Origin of the sequence: Methanocorpusculum labreanum Z, assembly GCF_000015765.1 — an archaeon.
GTDB classification, from domain to species: Archaea; Halobacteriota; Methanomicrobia; order Methanomicrobiales; family Methanocorpusculaceae; genus Methanocorpusculum; species Methanocorpusculum labreanum.
The window spans coordinates 574,905-594,393 of the sequence record NC_008942.1 but is presented as its reverse complement, the minus strand read 5'-3'; the positions used below and the strand labels follow the sequence as shown (position 1 = coordinate 594,393).

Sequence of the window (19,489 nt, the reverse complement as noted above, 5' to 3'; positions counted from 1 at the left end):
GGCATACTTTTTTCCATCGCTCTGTTGATTTTATGGGGGTCTGAATGGTTGAATCTTTCTTTCGCGGGCACTCTTCTGCGGATATATTTCCGCTTTCTTTTTTATGTAGGAACATCAATGTAATAGGGTAGGCGAGGGTAGCCAAGCCAGGCCAAAGGCGCCAGACTTAAGATCTGGTCTTCAGTAGTTCATGGGTTCGAATCCCTTCCCTCGCATTTTTCTCAATCAAATGAATAACCTGAACATATTTGTTAAGGGAGTTTATCATGAAAATATTTTATTTTACGGGCACTGGAAACAGTTTATATGTTGCTAAAAGATTTGAAGGAGAGCTCTATTCCATACCAAAGGTTCTAAGAAGCAATGAATTGCGGTATAAAGATGAGAAAATCGGCATCATATTCCCCTGTTACGGATTAGCTGCTCCGAAAATCGTACGTGAATTTGTAGAGAAGGTGACCCTGGAAAGTCCGTATATCTTTGCTATTTTAACATACGGCAATATGATATCAAATGGGGTTGGCTGGTTTGCAAACTACGCAAAAAAGCATGGCATCTCTATAAACTATGCAAACAGCCTTTTGATGGTTGATAATTATCTGCCGATTTTTGACGTTGAAGAACAGAAAAAAAAGCAGAAGAACATAGAAGAAAATTTGAGCGTCTTACTAAAGGATATTTCTGAAAGTAAGGAATACATCAATAAAGGTTCAGTATTAGACGCCATTTTAACGAGTGGATTTCAACAAGTGACAAAGATCCTTCCCGAGTATAATTCACCAAAAAAATTCTCAATTAATGATGACTGCAGTAATTGCGGGACATGTGTCAGGGTGTGTCCGCGGGATAATATTTCACTTGACAAAGAGCAGGTAAACAGTAAACCAATTCATGGAGATACGTGTGAATTTTGTCTTTCCTGTATCAATCTCTGTCCGAAAAAAGCAATTAAACTAAAATCCGAGAAGAATCCGGATTCCCGGTTTAAAAATGAACATGTGACTCTAAAAGAAATAATAGAGTCTAATAGCTGAAATTATAGATACGCAATCGAAAAACAGGTGAATGAAACATGTTAGATCGAAAAATGCCAAAAAATGGAGACAAACTTTCCCTACCTGGATTTACCCGAATAGATGAAAAAAAGAGCCGTGTATTTTTATGAAACCGATTCGTTTACGTGATTTTGTTATGACCGAAGACGGCTGTCTTTACGCCGTTTCGGGGTATGAAAACGATTCCCGCGCCGAATGCGTGCTGCGCTATGTCCCGACACAGGACGGGGACAGAACAGCGCCGTCCGGGATCCGATATAAAAAATACGATTTTGCCGACGCCTTTGCCTGGGTCAAAGAACACAAACCCGAATACCTTGATCTGGTACACCGTGTTCCCCTCTCAGACATCGTGCGTGTGTTGAAGCCCGAAGAAGAAGCGGCAAACATTGCTGCGAGAAACCCCAGAGTCGCCCGGCTTTTTTCCCACTTTGATCTGCCCCCAATGACCTTTGGATGCACGGGATCCCTGCTTGCGGGTCTGGAAAATTCCGCGTCCGACATCGACATGGTCGTCTACGGCTCGGCCTGGTTTTTGGCACGCGAGCAGCTGATGGCCGCGGTGAAGGCGGGAAAGATCCCGGAGATGAGCGAAGAGATGTGGCAGAAAGTTTACCGGAAGCGGGTCCCCGACATCAGTTTCGACGACTTCGTTCTGCACGAGAGCCGGAAGTTCAACCGCGGCGAGTTCGAAGGGACCTACTTCGATCTGCTCTACTCAAGAGGATACGACAATATCAGATCCGTTCCGCCGATCACGCTCGGCGAAAAAACGGGCGTGATGACGATCGAAGCAAAAGTCACCGATGCAAGTCTGGCATTCGATTCGCCCGGGATCTATAAAGTCGACCACGAAGAGATCGACATGGTCTTATCTTTCACGCACACCTACTGCGGCCAGTGTTTCACGGGAGAAACGCTGGAAGCAAAGGGCGTCGTCGAGGAGCACGGGGATCAGACCTGGCTTATCGTCGGAACGACCCGCGAAGCCCACGGCGAGTACATCGTCTCGAGAACTCTGCTCGATCAGTAATTTTTTTAGAAAAGGTGCGGGAGTTTATACTAAACTCCTGTGCCAAATTTAGAAGAACATATCCAGCGTCGTTTTTCGTGACTTGGTCGGGTCAAACTCATCCCAGTCCCACCCGAGCGCGTCGAAGATCCGGTTCAGCGGTGCCTGGATCGTTTTTTCAAGCATCGTTTCCCAGTCGATCTCGAACGCTCCTTCTGGAACCTGATCGGGATACTCAAAGCAGAGTACATCCGTATCTGGATACTTTTCAGGCATATATGTCCGTTTGATGTAAAGCCGCTTGGGCTTGCTGCCGCGTTTGAAGTCGGTTCCAAGATAGGTATTCGAGTAGATGGCCCCACGTCCGTGCGCGTCTAGATGAGCGTAATCGGCAAGAGATTTATTTATCCCGCTTGGGATGCCGGCCTTTTCAAGCGGACATTTTCCCGCGCGGTACATCGTCAGAACCTCAGGCAGATACTGTTTTATGTCTTCTTTGCCGTTTCCTTTCAGGATCATCTCCAGAACACGCTCCTGTACTTCGCGAGTGATTTGTGCCGAATCGGATCTCTTCATCTCAAACCCGGTTATATCAATTTTATCGACATCCTGTCCCTCTTTCCAGATCAGATGTCCTGCATACCGCTTCTTTGCACCACCCTGGAAAAATCTCCGGTAGATCTTCTCGAACTTGATCGAGAAGAAGTTCATATCCGCGCCGAGAGTCTCCCGTGCAAATGACAGGTAGCTTGCGTTGAGTTCCTCCTCGATCTCTCGGGCGATTTTCATCGTATCTTCAAGAGACGTGAACGGTATCTGCACAAAACATGAATCCGTATCGCCGTAAATCACGTCATACCCGCGCTTGGTTATAACGAGTTTCGTGTGCTGAATGATCGCACGGCCTACGGAAGTCACGGCCGCTCCGATGTCCCGGTCATACAACCGGAATCTGGAGAAACCCGAGACTCCGTAATACGTGTTCATGATCACTTTCAGCACGTTCTGCTGCATATCGTACAGAGTGTACTCATCAGATCCGAACGGAAAACTGTTTCTGAGTTTTTTCCGTTCGTCGCGTTCTGCCATCAACTCGCTGATGATCGAACGGGTCAGACCGTCCGGAGATTTTCTGAACCGTATCCCGTTTGGGGCATGGATCTCGCCATCGGGGGATTTCGTCTCCGGAGAAGCGTTCAACGTCATCATAGCCATTGGATAGAGCGATTTCAGATCCAAAACGATGACGTTCTCCCGAACACCTTTACTTGGATCAAAAACGGTCGCTCCTTCGAACTCCTCGCCCGAGGCGTTTCCTTTGGACGGCAGGATAAATTTGCCGAACGCTTTTCTGAGAATATAGATGTCGATGACGTTCGAAGAGTTCAGCGTTTTATCCAGAGGACAGCCCACATATCTGGCAACTTCCTGATAGAACTCGATGATGTTGTTCTTCCTGTTGATCCCAACGCACAACTCGACATCCTTGAAGTTGTACTCTACCATCTTCAGGGGGTCGTTATCCCAGAGATCGCCAAGAGTTCCAATGTACCGGACTTTGGTCTCGCCGAGTTCATCTTCGGCGACGGCGTCGAGACGATACGACTCCTTCTGACTTCCCTGCATCTTCTTGTATGCTGCGAGAAGATCGAAGATGACACGTCCCCTCATCGCATTTCGCTCGGTCATTCCGGGCATCCGGGCAAAGACTTCGGAACGGAAACCTAGGGTTTCGGCACGCTTGAGGATGTACTCGGCATCGAAGTCGATGAAGTTCCAGCCGGAGAGAATATCGGGATCTTTCTCCTTGATGTAATCGATGAAGCCTGCGAAAAGATCGCGTTCGGTGTCATAGGAAATGATTGTATGACACTTGGAAAAACATCCGCTTGCAAGAGGTTCGGCGCTGCCGTATCCGCCTTTGGTTTTTCCATTCAAAACAAACGTTGTATACTGATCGTCGAACGAATCGTGACAGGTTATACAGATGATCGGATCGCGTTCCGGTTCGGGAAATCCGTTTCTGTCATCACACTCAATATCGCACATACAGACCCGCGGTCTGGATATTACCTCTGCCGGTGAGAGTTCGGTAAAAGAACACTCGTCCAACGGAGCACGGACACCGCCGGTAAGGCCGGTGTCGATGAGAAACCTGGTGGCGAACGGGATGTCGGCTTCGAAATGGTGGTAGTTGTCCCTGATATTTCTGACGTCGCCGGGTTTTTCCGTATATATCCGGCGAAGAGGTTCGCCTTTGATGGAGACCCCGCGATCCTGCGTAACGTCAATTTTTTCCGTGTGGGGTTTGTCTGCTTCGCTTTCACGAACCCAGAAGTAGGGACGAAATCCGGTGACTTTCAGCTGATGAGGGGTCCCGTCCGCTTCTCTTCCAAAGATGTGAACAACCGGACCTCCGGGAGCATTTGAGTATTCTGCCTGATTGATGGCAATTTCCATCTATACTCTCCTGCAAAGTCCCTGTAGGAAATCCGCAGCCTCATGAAGTTTTTCCATTTCCCAAGGGTCGAATTTTAGACTTTCATCGATCTTTGCGCCGGAACGCGTCACGACAGCCGGCAGTCCAAGTGAACAGCCTTCTATCCCGTAAGCACCGTTTGCCGGAAGAGAACAGATGATTCTTTCTCCCTTTTCGATTTTTTCCAGCATGGAGGCGATGTGATATGCCGGGCCAAAAACCGTACCTGCTTTTCCTTTGATGACCGGCATCGAAGAGCCGCGAAGACCGGTTAGGATCTCTTCTCTTACCGGGATAGGAATGTCGATGTCCAGACTGGAAAAGAGCGGGACCTGGTGTTCGCCGTGTTCGCCGAGGACCTGGCCCTCTGCTTCGATTCCTATTGAGCGAAGCACCACGGTGAATCTTCTGCTGTCGAGAAGACCGCCGAACCCGACGACCTGACTTTCGTCAAGGCAGCTTTTTTTGGCAAAGTACCAGGTAAAAACATCCATAGGATTTGTAACGACGATGAGTTTGCCGGAGAATCCTTTCAGAAGTTCCGAAGATTCCTTTGCGATCGGGAGATTTTTATCAAAAAGATCGGCACGCGTTTTTATGTTGGGGGACCGCGAGTAGCCGGCAGAAAATATACAGTAATCGGCGTCTTTGAGATCGGCAGGGTTTGTGGACACGGGAATATCCATCCCGTGAATTATATCGAGTTTTTGGGCATGCTGCAGGGGTTCGCTGATATCGAAAAGGACGAGTTCGTCGGCAAATTTTCTGAGGGCAGAAACGTATGCAACTTCTCCGCCGATTCTGCCCACTCCAAGGCATGCAACTATAGTCATCTGGTACTGTATTGGTTCTGGAGGGCTTTAATTATGGCGACCTCATACAGCGGATTTTTGTAAGGAGGGAATGACAAAGAATTTCCGGACACCGGCGAGGGTCCCCGACCCGAATTCACCCACGATAAATTTATTGTATCCGCCTTCCCACACTAGCTCATGGCTGAAAGTATCTCCGCACAGGTTCGGTTTTGCCCGGTCCAGGAGTCGGAACTTGGGCGGATCAATGAGTTATGCAATATCCCCGAGATTGCAGAGCATTTCGAATCCATCCCGCCGGTTTCGATGGAGGCAACAATGGCATTATGGTCTTACATCCAGTCAGGAATCGTTTCTCTCTGGTGCATGCATTACAAAGATCGGATAATCGGCGGTGCCGGCTTTTATTCCCAGCCGCCCGGAACCCGGCTATCCCACAGCGCGACATTTTTTCTGTATATCGAACCGGCGTACTGGGGGATGAGTATCGGTACAAAAGCGATAATGCATCTTGAAGATGAAGCCAAAAAACGCGGATTTATCCGGATGGAATGTCTGGTCGCCGACACGAATCCGCGTGCCGTCTGTCTGTATGAACGGCTGGGATACGAACTGGAAGGAACCAAAAAAATGGCGTTTTATCTTGACGGAAAATACACCGATCTAAAATTTCTCGGAAAGATCTTCTGGGACAATCTGAACGAAGAGGGGCTGCACCACAGATAAGCAGCCCGCTTTCCTTTTTTGCGCATTAGCTTTCCTTTAAGTAATCAGAAATTTTCGGCCGCTTGTTTTATTATTGCCTATTACCTTTATCTATGTGATTCAGATGCGCAGCGATGATGTGAAATCAGGATACACCAGAGCACCCAACAGGGCTCTTATACGCTCACTCGGGATTTCTGATCAAGAGATGAAAAAACCCTTTGTCGGGATCGCAAACTCCTGGAACACGATAGTTCCGGGACACACGCATCTCAGAATGGTTGCCGAACGCGTAAGAGAGGGAGTTGCGGCAGGCGGGGGTGTTGCTTTTGAGTTCAACACGATAGGAATTTGCGACGGTATCGCGATGGGACATGAAGGGATGCGGTACTCGCTAGCCTCACGGGAAAACATCGCGGATTCAGTTGAACTCATGATCCAGGCCCACCGGTTCGATGCTCTTGTCTGTATCTGCACTTGTGATAAGATCGTTCCCGGCATGCTTATGGCGGCGGCACGATGTAATATTCCGGCGATCGTCGTCACCGGCGGGAACATGCTCCCCGGACATCACAAAGGTTGCGAACTTTCCCTGACCGATATTTTCGAGGGGGTCGGCAAGGTGGCTGCCCGCAAAATGAGCGAGGAGGAACTTCATGAACTGGAAGCCGCGGCAATGCCTGGGTGCGGCAGTTGTCAGGGATTATATACGGCAAATACGATGGCCTGCATGACCGAAGCGATGGGAATGTCCCTTCCCGGCTGTGCGGCGATTCCCGCAGTGGATGCGGCCAAACTCCGGATCGCCTATGAAAGCGGTGTCAGAATCGTTGAGATGATCAAAGAGGATGTCAAACCCCGTGACATCATCACGAAAAATTCGCTGAAAAACGCCATCGCCGTAGATATGGCGCTTGGCGGTTCAACGAACACGGTCCTTCACTTAATGGCGATCGCTCAGGAAGCGGATGTCTCGCTGAGCCTTGATGATTTTACCCAGATGGGAGCAACCGTTCCGCACATCTGTTCGATGCAGCCCGGAGGACCACACTCAATGCAGACGTTATATCACTCAGGGGGGATCCCCGCGGTCTTCAAACAGATCAGACCGCATCTTGACGACTGTATGACGGTTTCGGGAAAAACAGTGTTTTCGATCGCAGACGGCGTGAAATACGTGGATGAAAATGTGATCCACAGTCTGGAAAATGCCGTTCACAAAGCAGGCGGGCTGAAGATCCTGAAAGGCTCGCTTGCGCCGAACGGGTCGGTGATCAAATCGGCAGCAGTAATCGATGCGATGTGGAAGCATCAGGGACCCGCACGGGTTTTTGACGGAGAGAACGAGGCGATGGACGCGATTCTTACCGGAAAGATCGTCGAAGGCGACGTGATCGTTATCCGGTATGAGGGACCGAAAGGAGGACCGGGCATGCCGGAGATGCTTTCCCCGACCTCGGCACTGATGGGTCTTGGCTATACGCATGTAGCTCTTGTGACGGACGGACGTTTTTCCGGCGGAACTCGTGGTCCGTGTATAGGTCATGTTGCTCCGGAAGCAAAGGCAGGAGGACCGATCGGCCTTGTTCGTGAGGGAGACATCATCAAGATCGATCTCTATGAACAAACACTGGATCTTCTCGTTGACGAGGCGGAACTTGCAGAGAGAAGAAAGACGTGGGTGCCCAAAGAAAGAGAGTTAAAGGGCGTGCTTGCACGATATGCACGATACGCTGGTCAGGCCGATAAGGGCGCCGTGCCTGAATAATTTTTTTATTTTTTTTAGAAAGCTCCACTTAAATCGGACGCGTGTGCATCTTCGCTTCAAGGAACCGAAGCCATATTTTTGCCGTCTGAATGCATTGCCGGATGCCAAGTATTATCCCTTTCTTCTCGATAAACTGGTTATGCAAAATAATGTCCCTCTCGCTGAACTTGAAAACCGGATGGCCCGTTTTCATGCTCAGATGGATAATAAATACCCGGACTGGGAATATGCAGCGGTTTTTGGCAAGGTCAATCTCTATTACTTCACCGGCACGATGCAGGACGGCGTTCTTCTGATACCAAAACGTGATGATGCAGTTTTCTGGGTAAGAAACAGTTATTCGCGCGCGCTCGACGAATCAACATTCAACGATATTCGGCCAATGGACAGTTTCCGCGATGCTGCAAAACAAACGGCCATTACCGGCGATACGGTGTATACGGAAACGGAAGTAATCTCGTATGCCCACCTGCAGAGATTTTTGAAGTATTTCCCGTTCAAGCATATCGCTTCAGCTGATCGAATAATTGCAGATGTCAGATCGGTGAAGAGTGAATATGAACTGACGCTGATGAGAAAATCCGGGGATATCCACCGCCATGTGAAAGAAGAACTGGTGCCCAATATTCTTCGGGAAGGGATGAGCGAAGCAGAACTTGGAACCGAGCTCTATCAGATCATGATTCGTGAAGGACATCAGGGAATCGTACGATTCGGGATGTTCGACACGGAAGTCAGGATGGGACATATCGGGTTCGGCGAGAGTTCCCTTTATCCGTCCTATTTTAACGGAGCAAGCGGAAACCGTGGTATAGGGCCGTATGCTCCGGTCCTTGGCAGTCCCGACAGGAAACTGAAATACGGCGATCTCGTGTATCTGGATGTAGGATGCGGGTATCACGGATATCAGACCGATAAAACGATGACCTATATGTTTGGCAAATCTCTGCCGGATGAGGTTATCGAGATGCACTACAAATGCGTCGATATCCAGAATGCCGTTGCCTCGATGCTGAAACCAGGCATGGCTCCGTCGGTGATCTATCAGACGATAATGGATGATCTCGATGAGGATTTCAAACAGAATTTCATGGGCTACAAAGAACGGGTGGTCAAATTCCTCGGTCACGGGATCGGCCTTCAGATCGACGAAATGCCGGTTATTGCAAAAGGATTCGATGAACCGCTTGCTGAAAATATGACTCTCGCTATTGAGCCGAAGAAGGGGATACAAGATATCGGGATTGTTGGGATAGAAAATACCTTTGTCGTCACACCTCAAGGCGGAGCGTGCCTCACAGGGAATAATCCCGGCATGATCTTGGTTGATTGAAGGCCTGAGGCCCATCACCATTTATCATCGCGTATTTTTTCGCATCGATAGAGTCAATTTGTCTGAAGTTGTTCTCTTCAAAGACTCTGTTTCAAAATGATATGACAGATAAATCGCTGACAATTAATAGGATGTGGTTTAAATCTTTTCCTATTCAGGGAAAACCCTGAGGTGTGATAAATTTTATGGATAAACAAAAACTACTTAGCATCATCAGTGTTATAGTGGTTCTCATTGCCTTCGCAATTCCGCTTGCCTATACCGGGGCCGCCACAATCCCCGATGAAGACTCCGGATTTATTTCTTGGTATGAAAATCACCCGGCAGCAACACTAGGTGAAGATTCCACCGGTGTTTACGCCGAAGATGTCGTGAACGATCCTGGCAAAGTGGACAAAATGCGACTCGCCTATGCATTAGGTTTCGTTACACTTCTTGCCCCGCTGCTCGCTCTTCTTCTTGCATTCCTCACAAAGAATGTTCTTCTTTCTCTGTTCCTTGGTGTTCTTAACGGGGCCTGGACCCTCTGTCTTGTTACCGGCACAATTTTTGGTGCAGCATCGGGAGCATTCCTGAACTCGACCGATTATTTTGTCGCAACGATGGCAGATCGGTGGGATGCCGGAATTCTCATGCAGGTCCTGGTCATCGGAGCACTGATCGCACTCATCACCCGTATGGGAGGTATGCGTGGTCTTGCAACGCTGATCACCAAGATCGCCAAAGGTCCCCGCAGTGCACAGGTCGCCATCTGGTTGTCTGGATGGATCATCTTCTTCGATGATTATGCAAACGCCCTTATTATTGGTCCTATCATGCGTACGGTCTGCGACAAGTTCCGCATCTCGCGTGAAAAACTTGCATTCCTCGTAGATTCGACGGCGGCACCGGTCGCAGGAATCGTTCTCGTTTCAACGTGGATCGGAACCGAAATCGTGAATATCAACACCGGTCTTAGTATTGCAGGCATCACCGACATGTCCGCATTCGGTATCTTCATCGAGACGATTCCCTACCGGTTCTACAATATTCTCGCACTCTTCTTCGTGCTGGCAACCGGCCTCCTTCTGCGTGAATACGGCCCGATGGCAAAAGCGGAGATGCGTGCCCGTACAACCGGTCAAACCATCAAACCCGGTTCCGAAGTTGCAACGGAAGAAGACTACGACAAAGATCCGGAAAAAGCTGAACTCAAGGATGACCACGGCATATTGACGACTTCCAGAAAAGTTCACCCGCCAAATATCTGGAATGCAATCATCCCAATCGCCGTTCTGATCATCTCGGCGCTCGTTCTCTTCTACACGAACGGTGTATCCTACATTATGGCAGGTGAAGGTATCGGCATTCTTCCGAACGGTCAGACCATCACTGCGGAATTGTTTACTCAGATGAGCTTCTTTGAAGGCCTCACCTATGCATACAGTTCTGCCGATGCAAGTATTGTCCTGTTCCAGGCCGGTCTTCTTGCCTGTATCGTTGCCATCATCATGGGTTTTGCCCAGAGGATTTTCACCGTGAAAGAAGGTATAGAGACCTGGGCACATGGTATGAAATCCATGGTCTTCGTCTGTATCGTCCTGATTCTTGCCTGGTCGATCGGATCAGTTATCAGCGATCTTGGTACGTCCTATTTCATTTCCGGTATTTTCTCAGATTCCATCCCGCTTTGGATCGTGCCCGCACTGATCTTCATCATTGCAGCTTTGATCTCTTTTGCAACAGGAACTGCGTATGGAACAATGGCGATTCTTCTGCCGCTGTGCATCCCTCTTGCAGCCGTTATCGGAGGAGGAGTTATCAACGGTGAAGCAGTAGATCCGCTCTTCATTGTGCTTTGCTCATCAGCGGTTCTTACCGGAGCCATCTTTGGTGATCACTGTTCTCCGATCTCGGATACGACGATTCTGTCATCGATGGGTTCTGGATGCGGTCTGATGGATCACGTTCAAACACAGATAGGCTACGCAATGACGATCGCCGTGATTTCCGTAGCGGCATATCTCCTGATCGGCCTTGGCCTTCCAATCTGGATCGTTCTTCCAATCGGTGCTGCGCTGTGTGTCGCGGCCCTTCTGATCCTCGGCAAAAAAATGCCGACCTGGGATCCGAAAACGGAAAAACTTCTCGAGTAAACTCGGGAACATCATCCCATTTCCTTTTTACTTCGCAGATTTCAAGTATTCATACTGTCAACGTGTTTAAGCGTGTATTCCGTCATCACAAGTCCACACCATCAGAAAATGCTGCTTTTGATTGCCGCATTTGCCGTTTTTATGGACGGACTTGACGGATCGATTGTCAACGTTGTTCTTCCGGTTATGGCCGCCGAGTTCGGTATCGACATCTCGGGAAGCTCGTGGATTGTAATCGCGTACCTTCTTTTCATGGCAGGATTCATTCTTGCATTCGGGAAAGTTGCCGACAACGGAAAAATTCGTGGAGTGTTCTCAATCGGTTTTGGGATTTTCGCCCTTGGTTCTCTGATGTGTGCTCTATCCCCGTCGCTTGAATGCATCGTCGCCGCACGTGCTCTGCAGGGGCTGGGTGCTTCGATGATCGCAGCGGCGGCGCCTCTGCTTGTTACAAGGTTCCTGCCGAAGGAAAGACGGGGATTTGGGATGGGCGTAATTGCGACGACCGGCGGTATCGCTCTAACCTTCGGCCCCCCTCTTGGGGGATTTATTTCGGCATACCTTTCATGGCACTGGATTTTTTTAATTAATGTCCCAATCGGAATCGCTGCCATCCTTCTTGCAAAGCTGGCTATCCCTTCGCCGAACGGCAAGCCAGTGAACGATCATTTCGATAAAACAGGTACGGCGCTGATGTTTGCAGCGATTGCATCGATGATTATTTTCTTCGAACGCGGCCCAGTCCTTGGATGGACGAATGCCACGATTCTCATCTGCGGAGCGGTATTTGCCTTCTCCTTTGCAGGGTTTTGTATCCATTCACTGCGAAGCCCGTACCCTCTTTTGAATATCAGAATATTCCGGCACTGGAAATTTACCTCAGTCACTATTTCCTATCTTCTGACATGTGCCGTTTTCTCAGGCGTGATGTATATGGTCCCGTATTATATGCAGACGGCGGTAGGTTTGTCGACGGTGACGTCGGGGATGCTTCTGATGATCGCATCGATTCTGACAGCGCTTGTTGGAATCCCTATCGGCGCATGGAGCGACAAAATCGGCTGCCGTACGCCCTGCATTATGGCCGCGTTGTTTCGAATATCCTTCTGTCTGATCTTCCTGCTGATAATTCCAGAGTGGGGGGCGGCAGCAATTATTCCCGGTTTGATTTGCATGGGCCTTTCGTTTGGGATCTCGGGAGGTCCGGCGACAACCCGTATTGTCCAGTTCTCTCCAAAAGGTGAAGACGGGATGGGGACGTCAGTCATGATCACCTCGGATTTTCTTGGAGGTGTTATAGGGGTTGCGGCGTATGCCGTCGTTTTTTCCCTGGCAGTCCCCGGATCGGTAGGAGTCTCGGTGAGTGATCTATCATCCGCTGCATTGACGAGCGGATTCCATGCTACAGCCGCTTTCGGCTTGATCCTTGGAATTATAACGCTTATTCTCTCAAGCGTCGTGCCGAATCTGATCGTGAAAAAAAGTGGGTTGGCAGACCCGTAAAAAAGTTGGAGGATTTTATCCTCTCAGAATATCTTTTGCGATCCAGTCGCCGATATCCGACGTGTGCATTGAACCGCCCATATCTTTTGTGACCGCCTTATTGAGGATCGAATGTTCGATCGAACTGACGACGGCCGATGCCGCCGCGTGTTCGCCGAGCGAATCCAGCAGAAGTGAGCCGGACCAGATCGTCGCGAGCGGATTTGCTACGTTTTTACCTTTGTATTTCGGTGCGGATCCATGGATCGGCTCGAACATCGAGGTTCCCTTCGGATTGATGTTTCCTCCCGGCGCAAGACCAAGCCCTCCCTGAATCATCGCCCCCAGATCGGTGATGATGTCTCCAAACATATTCGGGGTGACGACAACATCGAACCACTCAGGATTTTTCACAAACCACATCGTGATCGCATCAACGAAGTTGTATTCGGTCGTCACGTTCGGGTAGCCTTTCTTCGTCTCTTCGAACACTTCGCGCCAAAGTCCGTACACATCCGTTAAAACGTTCGCCTTATCAACAGACGTCAGCTTTTTCTTCCGCGTCTCTGCAAGATCGAACGCATACTCCATCACACGCTTCGAACCTTCGCGGCTCACGACGCCAATCTGATAGGCAAGTTCGTCGGAATCGGTTTCCACATCGACGCCGAATTTGACCGAGTAGAGATCGCGGATGACTTCCAAATGATCTCTCTGTTTACCCGCCTTTGCGCGTGAACCGATACCCACATAGAAGTCCTCTGTGTTTTCCCGCACGACCACGAAGTCGATATCTTCCGGCTTCTTGTTTGCGAGAGGAGTCTCGATTCCCTGCAGGAGTTTGATCGGACGGAGATTCACATACTGGTCGAAGTAGAATCTGACCGCAAGCAGAATTCCTTTCTCCAGGATTCCGGGCTTGACACGGTCGTCTCCGATAGCGCCGAAGTAGATCGCCGGGAATTTCCCAAGCTCTTTTAATTCATCTTCCGAGATCAGCTCTCCCGTCTGAAGATACTTCTCAGCTCCTGTATCAAAGTCGGTCCAATTGATGTCGAACCCGAATTTTTCTCCGGCAGCGTCCAATACTTTTCTTCCTTCGGCAATGATCTCCGGACCAATGCCGTCTCCCGGCATACATGCCGCATTATATGATGTCATTTATTTCCTCGCATTTTTGCGTATTCAACAAGGCCACCGGCCTCGACTATTCTCATCATGAACTCCGGAATCGGTTCAAGCGGATACTGTTTTTTGTCTGCTTCGATGTATGCCTGACCAAGATTCACGAAAACCTCGGCGCCGTCGGCAATCTTATCGGTATCCGGACAAACGAGCGGTAAAACGCCGGTGTTTATCGCATTCCGGTAAAAAATCCTCGCAAACGATTTTGCAACCACAAATTCGATGCCGGCCCCTTTCAGTGCAAGGGGTGCATGCTCCCGCGATGAACCGCAGCCGAAGTTTCTGCCGGCAACGATCACATCGCCGTCTTTTGAATTTGCAGCAAACTCATTGCGCGTACCTTCAAAGGCATGCGATGCAAGCTCTTTTGGATCATAGATCGTCAGGAACCGGCCAGGGATGATCGCATCGGTATCGATGTCGTCCCCGAATTTCCATGCTCTTCCCATGATTCACACCTCCCTCGGGTCGGTGATCACGCCGGTAATCGCGCTGGCGGCGGCGGTTGCTGGAGAAGAAAGATACACGAAACTCTCGGTACTTCCCTGTCTTCCCCTGAAATTGCGGTTCGATGTCGAGAGGGAAACTTCTCCCGGAGCTAAAAGCCCGAAAGCCCCGCCCATACACGGACCGCAGCACGGCGCTTCAACCAGTGCCCCTGCTTCGACGAACTTCTCGATAAGCCCTGCTTTCAGGACCTTCATGTACTCGGCTTTTGATGCCGGGACCATGATCACGCGCACATCTTCAGAGAAGACATTATCACCAAGAACTTCTGCCGCTTCGGCAAAGTCTTCGTATCTGCCGTTCGTGCATGACCCGATGAAGACCTGATCGACCGGTTTTCCGGCGACTTCGGTCACATCGACGACATTGTCGACATTATGCGGGACGGCGATCTTTGGATTGATTTTGGCGATGTCATAATTCCGTGTTTCAAAGAATACCGCATCCTCATCGCTCGCGAGGGAAAACGGTGTGACCTCGGTCCGTCCACGCATATATTCCCAGGTCTTTTCATCCGGCGGGACGATGCCTGCCTTTGCTCCCATCTCGATGGCCATGTTTGCACAGGTCATTCTTCCGGGAATGTCCATCTCCGAGAATGCATTCCCGCAGAATTCCAGAGCACGATACGTTGCGCCGTCTGCCCCGATATCTCCGGCGAGCGTTAAGATGAGGTCCTTTGGGCCGACACGGTTCTGGAATTTCCCGTTTGCATTAATCCGGATCGTCTCGGGGACTCTAAAGTAGAGTTCGCCGAATTTCAGGACATATGCCATATCAGTCGAGCCGATACCTGTCGAAAATGCACCAAGAGCGCCGTACGCACAGGTATGGGAATCCGACCCGACTACGATATCGCCGGGTTTTACTCTTCCCTTTTCGGGAACGACCTGATGACAGACCCCCTCTTTTATGTCATAGTTGTAGATGCCCTGTTCGCGGGCAAATGTTCTCATCATCACATGATTTTCTGCTGCGCTGATGGAGTCAGCCGGGATCTGATGGTCGAAGAGCATGATGACTTTTTTCGGATCAAAGACGCTGCCTCCACCCATCTCTTTCATTACATTGATCGCAAGAGGACCCGTGATATCATGTATCATCGCACCGTCGACCGGTGCCATTACTACATCTCCTGCTCTGCATTCTTTTTTGCAGTGAGCGGAGAAGATTTTTTCAGTTATGGTCAATCCCATTTACATCACTTTCGATTTTTATGATAATTTTTATTTTTTTTACTGACGAAGAGCGGAACTGGAGGTTCCTCTCTGCAGAGCAACTCTGCCGGTCCTGACAAGTTCGAGAATCCCGTAGGGACGCAGAAGGGATTCCAGAGCGAGAATCTTATCCGAGTCGCCCGTGATTTCAAGCACGAGAGTCTGTAATCCGACATCGATGATCTTCGCCCGGAAAATCCCGGCGATCTGCATGACTTCGGAACGCTGAAGTCCAGGTTCGGCATGAACTTTGATCAGGGCAAGTTCGCGCTCAACATGCTCTTTTTCCGTGATGTCCGTGATTTTTATAACATCAATCAATTTATTGAGCTGTTTTTTTACCTGTTCAATATGCATGTCGTCGCCGATCACAACAATCGTGATCCGGCTCATGCCCGGCGTTTCGCAGGTCCCGACAGCAAGACTTTCGATGTTGAACCCTCTTCGGGAGAAGAGGCCGGAAACCCGCGCGAGGACACCAGCCTTGTTTTCAACAAGGATGCTCATGATATGCTGTTTCATCTCCCTGACCCTCCGTTGTGACAGTGTTTTCCAATCATATCGCTGATTGCAGCACCTGCCGGAACCATGGGGTAAACATTTTCTCCCCGCTCGATCTGGAAATCCAGGAGATAGGGGCCGTTATAATCCAATGCGGTCTGGAGAGCTGCGTCTATCTGATCAACGGAATCAACTTTCATTCCCTGAATGCCGTAGGCTTTTGCGATTCCAACAAAATCCACAGCCGGGAGTTCCGTGTAGGAGTATCTTCTGTCGTAGAAGAGTTCCTGCCACTGTCTAACCATACCGAGATACATGTTGTTCAGAATCACGATCTTCACCGGGATCTTGTACTGCGCAACGGTGGCAAGTTCCTGAATGTTCATCTGGAAGCTCCCGTCGCCGGCGATAAGAACGACCGTTTCCTCGGGCTTCGCAAACCAGGCTCCGATCGCAGCCGGAAATCCGTACCCCATCGTTCCAAGGCCGCCAGAACTGATCCACTGACGGGGTTTTTTAAAGCCGTAGTGTTGTGCGGCCCACATCTGATTCTGACCGACCTCACTCACGATTATGCCGCCGCCGTCAAGAAGCTCGGAGAGCTTTTTGATGATGTTCTGCGGGTGAACTTTTCCGTCTTCTACGACACGCAGGGGATGGTTTGTCCGCCATAATTTCACCTGTTCCAGCCAGGGTTCTGAGATGCATCCGTTATTTTCTGCCAGACAGATCATATCGGCAAGGACGCTTTTGGCATCACCAACGATCGGCACGTCCGGATTCACATTTTTCCCGATTTCGGCGGGATCGATGTCGATATGGATGACTTTTGCATGCGTTGCGAAATGACTCAGCTTTCCGGTTACACGATCATCGAACCGTGCTCCGACCGCTATAAGCAGATCGGCTTCGGATACCGCGTAATTTGCATATTCGGTCCCATGCATCCCGAGCATTCCCAGATTCAACGGATGATCTGCAGGAATCGCGCCAAGACCCATCATCGTTGTCGTGACCGGAAGACAGAAGAGTTCGGCAAGTTTCACCAGCTCTTCTGATGCTCCTGATGTGATAACTCCGCCCCCAACGTACAGGACCGGTTTTTTTGCTTTGTATATCAGGTCGAGTGCCTTTTTGATCTGTTTGGAATGACCTTTGAGCGTCGGCTTATATCCTCGAAGTTCGGGTTCTCCGGAGAGAACCTCCTCTTCTGCTACTTTTGCCGTCAGCACGTCTTTAGGTAAATCGATGAGGACCGGCCCGTTTCGTCCGGTTCCAGCGATGTAAAACGCAGCTTTCACCGTCATTTTGATGTCGCGTGCATCTTTTACCAGATAGTTGTGTTTGGTGATCGGCAGTGTAATTCCGGTAATATCGGATTCCTGAAAGGCATCATTTCCCAGCATTCCGGTTGGAACCTGACCGGTAAGTGCAACAATTGGAACCGAATCCATGTTAGCCGTGGCAATACCAGAGATGAGATTGCAGGCCCCCGGACCCGATGTCGACAGACAGACACCTACACGTCCGCTGGCTCGGGCATATCCGTCCGCTGCATGAACCGCAGCCTGTTCATGTCTTACAAGGATATGGGTTAGCTCCGCATCGTATAGCTCGTCGTATATCGGGAGGACCGAGCCTCCCGGATATCCGAATATGATGTCGACACCCTCTTCTTTTAAGCTTTCAATCAGTATTGCTGCGCCTGTTTTCATTCTCATCTCTCAGTAATCTATTCATGCCTGCTATTACCGCCTCGACACTTGCCTCTACGATATCTGTTCTAGCGCCCCGGGAGGTAAGCACCCTCCCGTCCTTTCTCATTTTCACCGTTACATCGACCAAGGCATCCGTTCCGCCGTTGATCGCATCCACATGAAATTCCTCAAGCGTGATGTCCCCAAACTTGGCGACGGACTGCTGGAGGACTTTGATGGTTGCATCGACCGGACCTGTTCCGGTAGCCGCGCCGGTTACCTTCGTCCCGTTTACGACCATCGTTGCCGAAGCCGTCGGAATGGCGTTACTTCCGCTCACGACCGTGAACTGTTTGAGGCTGATCACCGGCTTGCATTCCAGAAGCATCACCGAATCTGCTATTGCCATAACATCGGCGTCGGTCACTTTCATGCCCATATCGCCGACTTTTTTGACCCTTGCGACGATCTCGGCAAGATGTTTTTCTCCCGGTTCGTAGCCAAGTTCCTTTAAGGCCGACTGCACCGAAGCGGTTCCTGAATGTTTTCCAAGAACGATTCTTCGTTTTCTGCCAACCGTTTCCGGGGACATAGGTTCATACGTCGTCGGATCCCGCAGGAGGCCGTGTGCATGGATACCGCTTTCGTGGGTAAATGCCATGCCGCCGACGATCGGCTTGTTGGCTGCAAGCGGGATCTTCGTCAGCTGTGATACGAGGGTCGACAGTGCATAGATCTTGGTTGTATCGATTCCGGTATCATAGCCGTACAGCTTTTCAAGCACCATCACGACCTCTTCAAAGGGCACATTTCCTGCACGTTCTCCCATTCCGTTGATGGTCGTGTGAGCACAGGTAGCTCCCGATCTTAACGCCGATATGGTATTCGAAAGAGCCAGTCCGAGGTCATTGTGACAGTGGATGCTCAGTGGTGCGAAGCATAACGGCGGGATAATTTCTGCTGTTTTTTCAGGCGTTAAAAGCCCGACGGTATCACAGAAACAAAGCCTGTCAGCTCCGTGTGCTACTCCATCTCTAAAAAGCCGGGCCAGATACTGCTGATCTGCCCTTGAAGAATCTTCACCCGAAAGTTCGACGATAAGTCCTCTTTCTTTGGCATATGCAACGGTTTCCATCGCCATTGCATAGACTTCTTCGCGGGTTTTCCCGAGTTTTTTGGTTATATGAAGGTCAGAAACCGGAACGACGAGATGCACCGAATCCACACCGCATTTCACAGCCAGATCGATATCTTCGGTCTTGGCCCGCGCATATGTGCAGATTTCCGCGTTGAGTCCCGCATCGGATATCAGCTTTATAGCCTCTCTTTCGCCTTCGGATGCGACCGCGGATCCAGCCTCGATCACATTCACGCCGATTGCGGAAAGTTCTTCTGCGATTTTCAGTTTCTGTACGGGTGTCAGAGAGACGCCCGGCGTCTGTTCCCCGTCACGAAGGGTCGTGTCCAGGAAACGGATGTTTTTATAGCCAAATAAAACAATCACTCATGGGATTAAACTCCGTTTAGATTGTCTAACTTCGATTGGTATATATAAGTTTGGGAAAAAACACCTTTGCCATGCGCTCGTGAATGTAATTTTC

General features: G+C 49.9%; 15 protein-coding genes and 1 tRNA gene. 8 read left to right on the top strand and 8 right to left on the bottom strand.

Translation table 11 applies throughout. From position 1 onward, the window contains the following. Window positions 1-131: 131 nt before the first annotated feature. The 3 genes from MLAB_RS03255 (at window position 132) to MLAB_RS03245 (ending at window position 2,088) form a co-directional block, all read left to right on the top strand. A tRNA-Leu gene (locus tag MLAB_RS03255) sits at window positions 132-215 on the top strand. Between the two features lie 51 nt (window positions 216-266). Continuing rightward, a complete protein-coding gene (locus MLAB_RS03250; protein ID WP_011832993.1) occupies window positions 267-1,034 on the top strand; it encodes an EFR1 family ferrodoxin in 768 nt (255 codons plus the stop codon). A 127-nt stretch (window positions 1,035-1,161) separates the two neighbouring features. Then, window positions 1,162-2,088 (top strand): DNA polymerase subunit beta, encoded by a 927-nt coding sequence (locus MLAB_RS03245; protein WP_048061999.1) that lies wholly within the window; start codon window positions 1,162-1,164, stop codon window positions 2,086-2,088. 48 nt (window positions 2,089-2,136) lie between these two features. Here the strand turns inward: MLAB_RS03245 and MLAB_RS03240 are convergent, their stop codons facing one another. After that, window positions 2,137-4,527: a DNA-directed DNA polymerase gene (locus MLAB_RS03240; protein ID WP_011832991.1), complete on the bottom strand. Its 2,391-nt coding sequence runs from the start codon at window positions 4,525-4,527 to the stop codon at window positions 2,137-2,139. Then, window positions 4,528-5,379: a malate dehydrogenase gene (locus MLAB_RS03235; RefSeq protein WP_011832990.1), complete on the bottom strand. Its 852-nt coding sequence runs from the start codon at window positions 5,377-5,379 to the stop codon at window positions 4,528-4,530. Between the two features lie 159 nt (window positions 5,380-5,538). Between MLAB_RS03235 and MLAB_RS09380 the strand changes: the two genes are divergently transcribed. The 5 genes from MLAB_RS09380 to MLAB_RS03210 all read left to right on the top strand — a co-directional run bounded on the left by MLAB_RS09380 (window position 5,539) and on the right by MLAB_RS03210 (window position 12,802). Then, the gene (locus MLAB_RS09380) at window positions 5,539-6,084 is read left to right on the top strand and encodes a GNAT family N-acetyltransferase (protein WP_011832989.1); all 546 of its coding nucleotides are present in this window, start codon (window positions 5,539-5,541) and stop codon (window positions 6,082-6,084) included. 103 nt (window positions 6,085-6,187) lie between these two features. Beyond that, window positions 6,188-7,831 (top strand): dihydroxy-acid dehydratase, encoded by a 1,644-nt coding sequence (gene ilvD / locus MLAB_RS03225; protein ID WP_011832988.1) that lies wholly within the window; start codon window positions 6,188-6,190, stop codon window positions 7,829-7,831. A 139-nt stretch (window positions 7,832-7,970) separates the two neighbouring features. Then, the gene (locus MLAB_RS03220) at window positions 7,971-9,164 is read left to right on the top strand and encodes a M24 family metallopeptidase (RefSeq protein ID WP_011832987.1); all 1,194 of its coding nucleotides are present in this window, start codon (window positions 7,971-7,973) and stop codon (window positions 9,162-9,164) included. A 185-nt stretch (window positions 9,165-9,349) separates the two neighbouring features. Further along, the gene (locus MLAB_RS03215) at window positions 9,350-11,299 is read left to right on the top strand and encodes a Na+/H+ antiporter NhaC family protein (RefSeq protein WP_143702763.1); all 1,950 of its coding nucleotides are present in this window, start codon (window positions 9,350-9,352) and stop codon (window positions 11,297-11,299) included. A gap of 108 nt (window positions 11,300-11,407) precedes the next feature. Then, a complete protein-coding gene (locus MLAB_RS03210) occupies window positions 11,408-12,802 on the top strand; it encodes an MFS transporter (protein WP_011832985.1) in 1,395 nt (464 codons plus the stop codon). A gap of 15 nt (window positions 12,803-12,817) precedes the next feature. Here the strand turns inward: MLAB_RS03210 and MLAB_RS03205 are convergent, their stop codons facing one another. Genes MLAB_RS03205 through MLAB_RS03180 form a run of 6 tightly spaced genes read right to left on the bottom strand, consistent with a single transcriptional unit; the run spans window position 12,818 to window position 19,392 of the window. Continuing rightward, window positions 12,818-13,942 carry an isocitrate/isopropylmalate dehydrogenase family protein gene (locus MLAB_RS03205; protein ID WP_011832984.1) on the bottom strand — a complete coding sequence of 375 codons (1,125 nt, stop codon included), beginning with the start codon at window positions 13,940-13,942 and terminating at the stop codon, window positions 12,818-12,820. Further along, window positions 13,939-14,415, bottom strand: a complete 477-nt coding sequence (locus MLAB_RS03200; RefSeq protein WP_011832983.1) for a 3-isopropylmalate dehydratase small subunit — start codon at window positions 14,413-14,415, stop codon at window positions 13,939-13,941. The genes MLAB_RS03205 and MLAB_RS03200 overlap by 4 nt, the downstream gene beginning before the upstream one ends. Before the next feature lie 3 nt (window positions 14,416-14,418). Further along, on the bottom strand, window positions 14,419-15,669 hold the full coding sequence (locus MLAB_RS03195) for a 3-isopropylmalate dehydratase large subunit (RefSeq protein ID WP_048061998.1): 1,251 nt from the start codon (window positions 15,667-15,669) through the stop codon (window positions 14,419-14,421). 39 nt (window positions 15,670-15,708) lie between these two features. After that, complete coding sequence (gene ilvN, locus MLAB_RS03190; protein ID WP_011832981.1) at window positions 15,709-16,212, bottom strand: acetolactate synthase small subunit; 504 nt, start codon at window positions 16,210-16,212, stop codon at window positions 15,709-15,711. Further along, the gene (ilvB, locus tag MLAB_RS03185) at window positions 16,209-17,906 is read right to left on the bottom strand and encodes a biosynthetic-type acetolactate synthase large subunit (protein WP_048061997.1); all 1,698 of its coding nucleotides are present in this window, start codon (window positions 17,904-17,906) and stop codon (window positions 16,209-16,211) included. The genes ilvN and ilvB overlap by 4 nt, the downstream gene beginning before the upstream one ends. After that, window positions 17,878-19,392, bottom strand: coding sequence for a 2-isopropylmalate synthase (locus MLAB_RS03180; RefSeq protein ID WP_011832979.1), 1,515 nt, complete (start codon window positions 19,390-19,392; stop codon window positions 17,878-17,880). Before MLAB_RS03180 ends, ilvB begins: the two co-directional genes overlap by 29 nt. Between the last annotated feature and the right edge of the window lie 97 nt (window positions 19,393-19,489).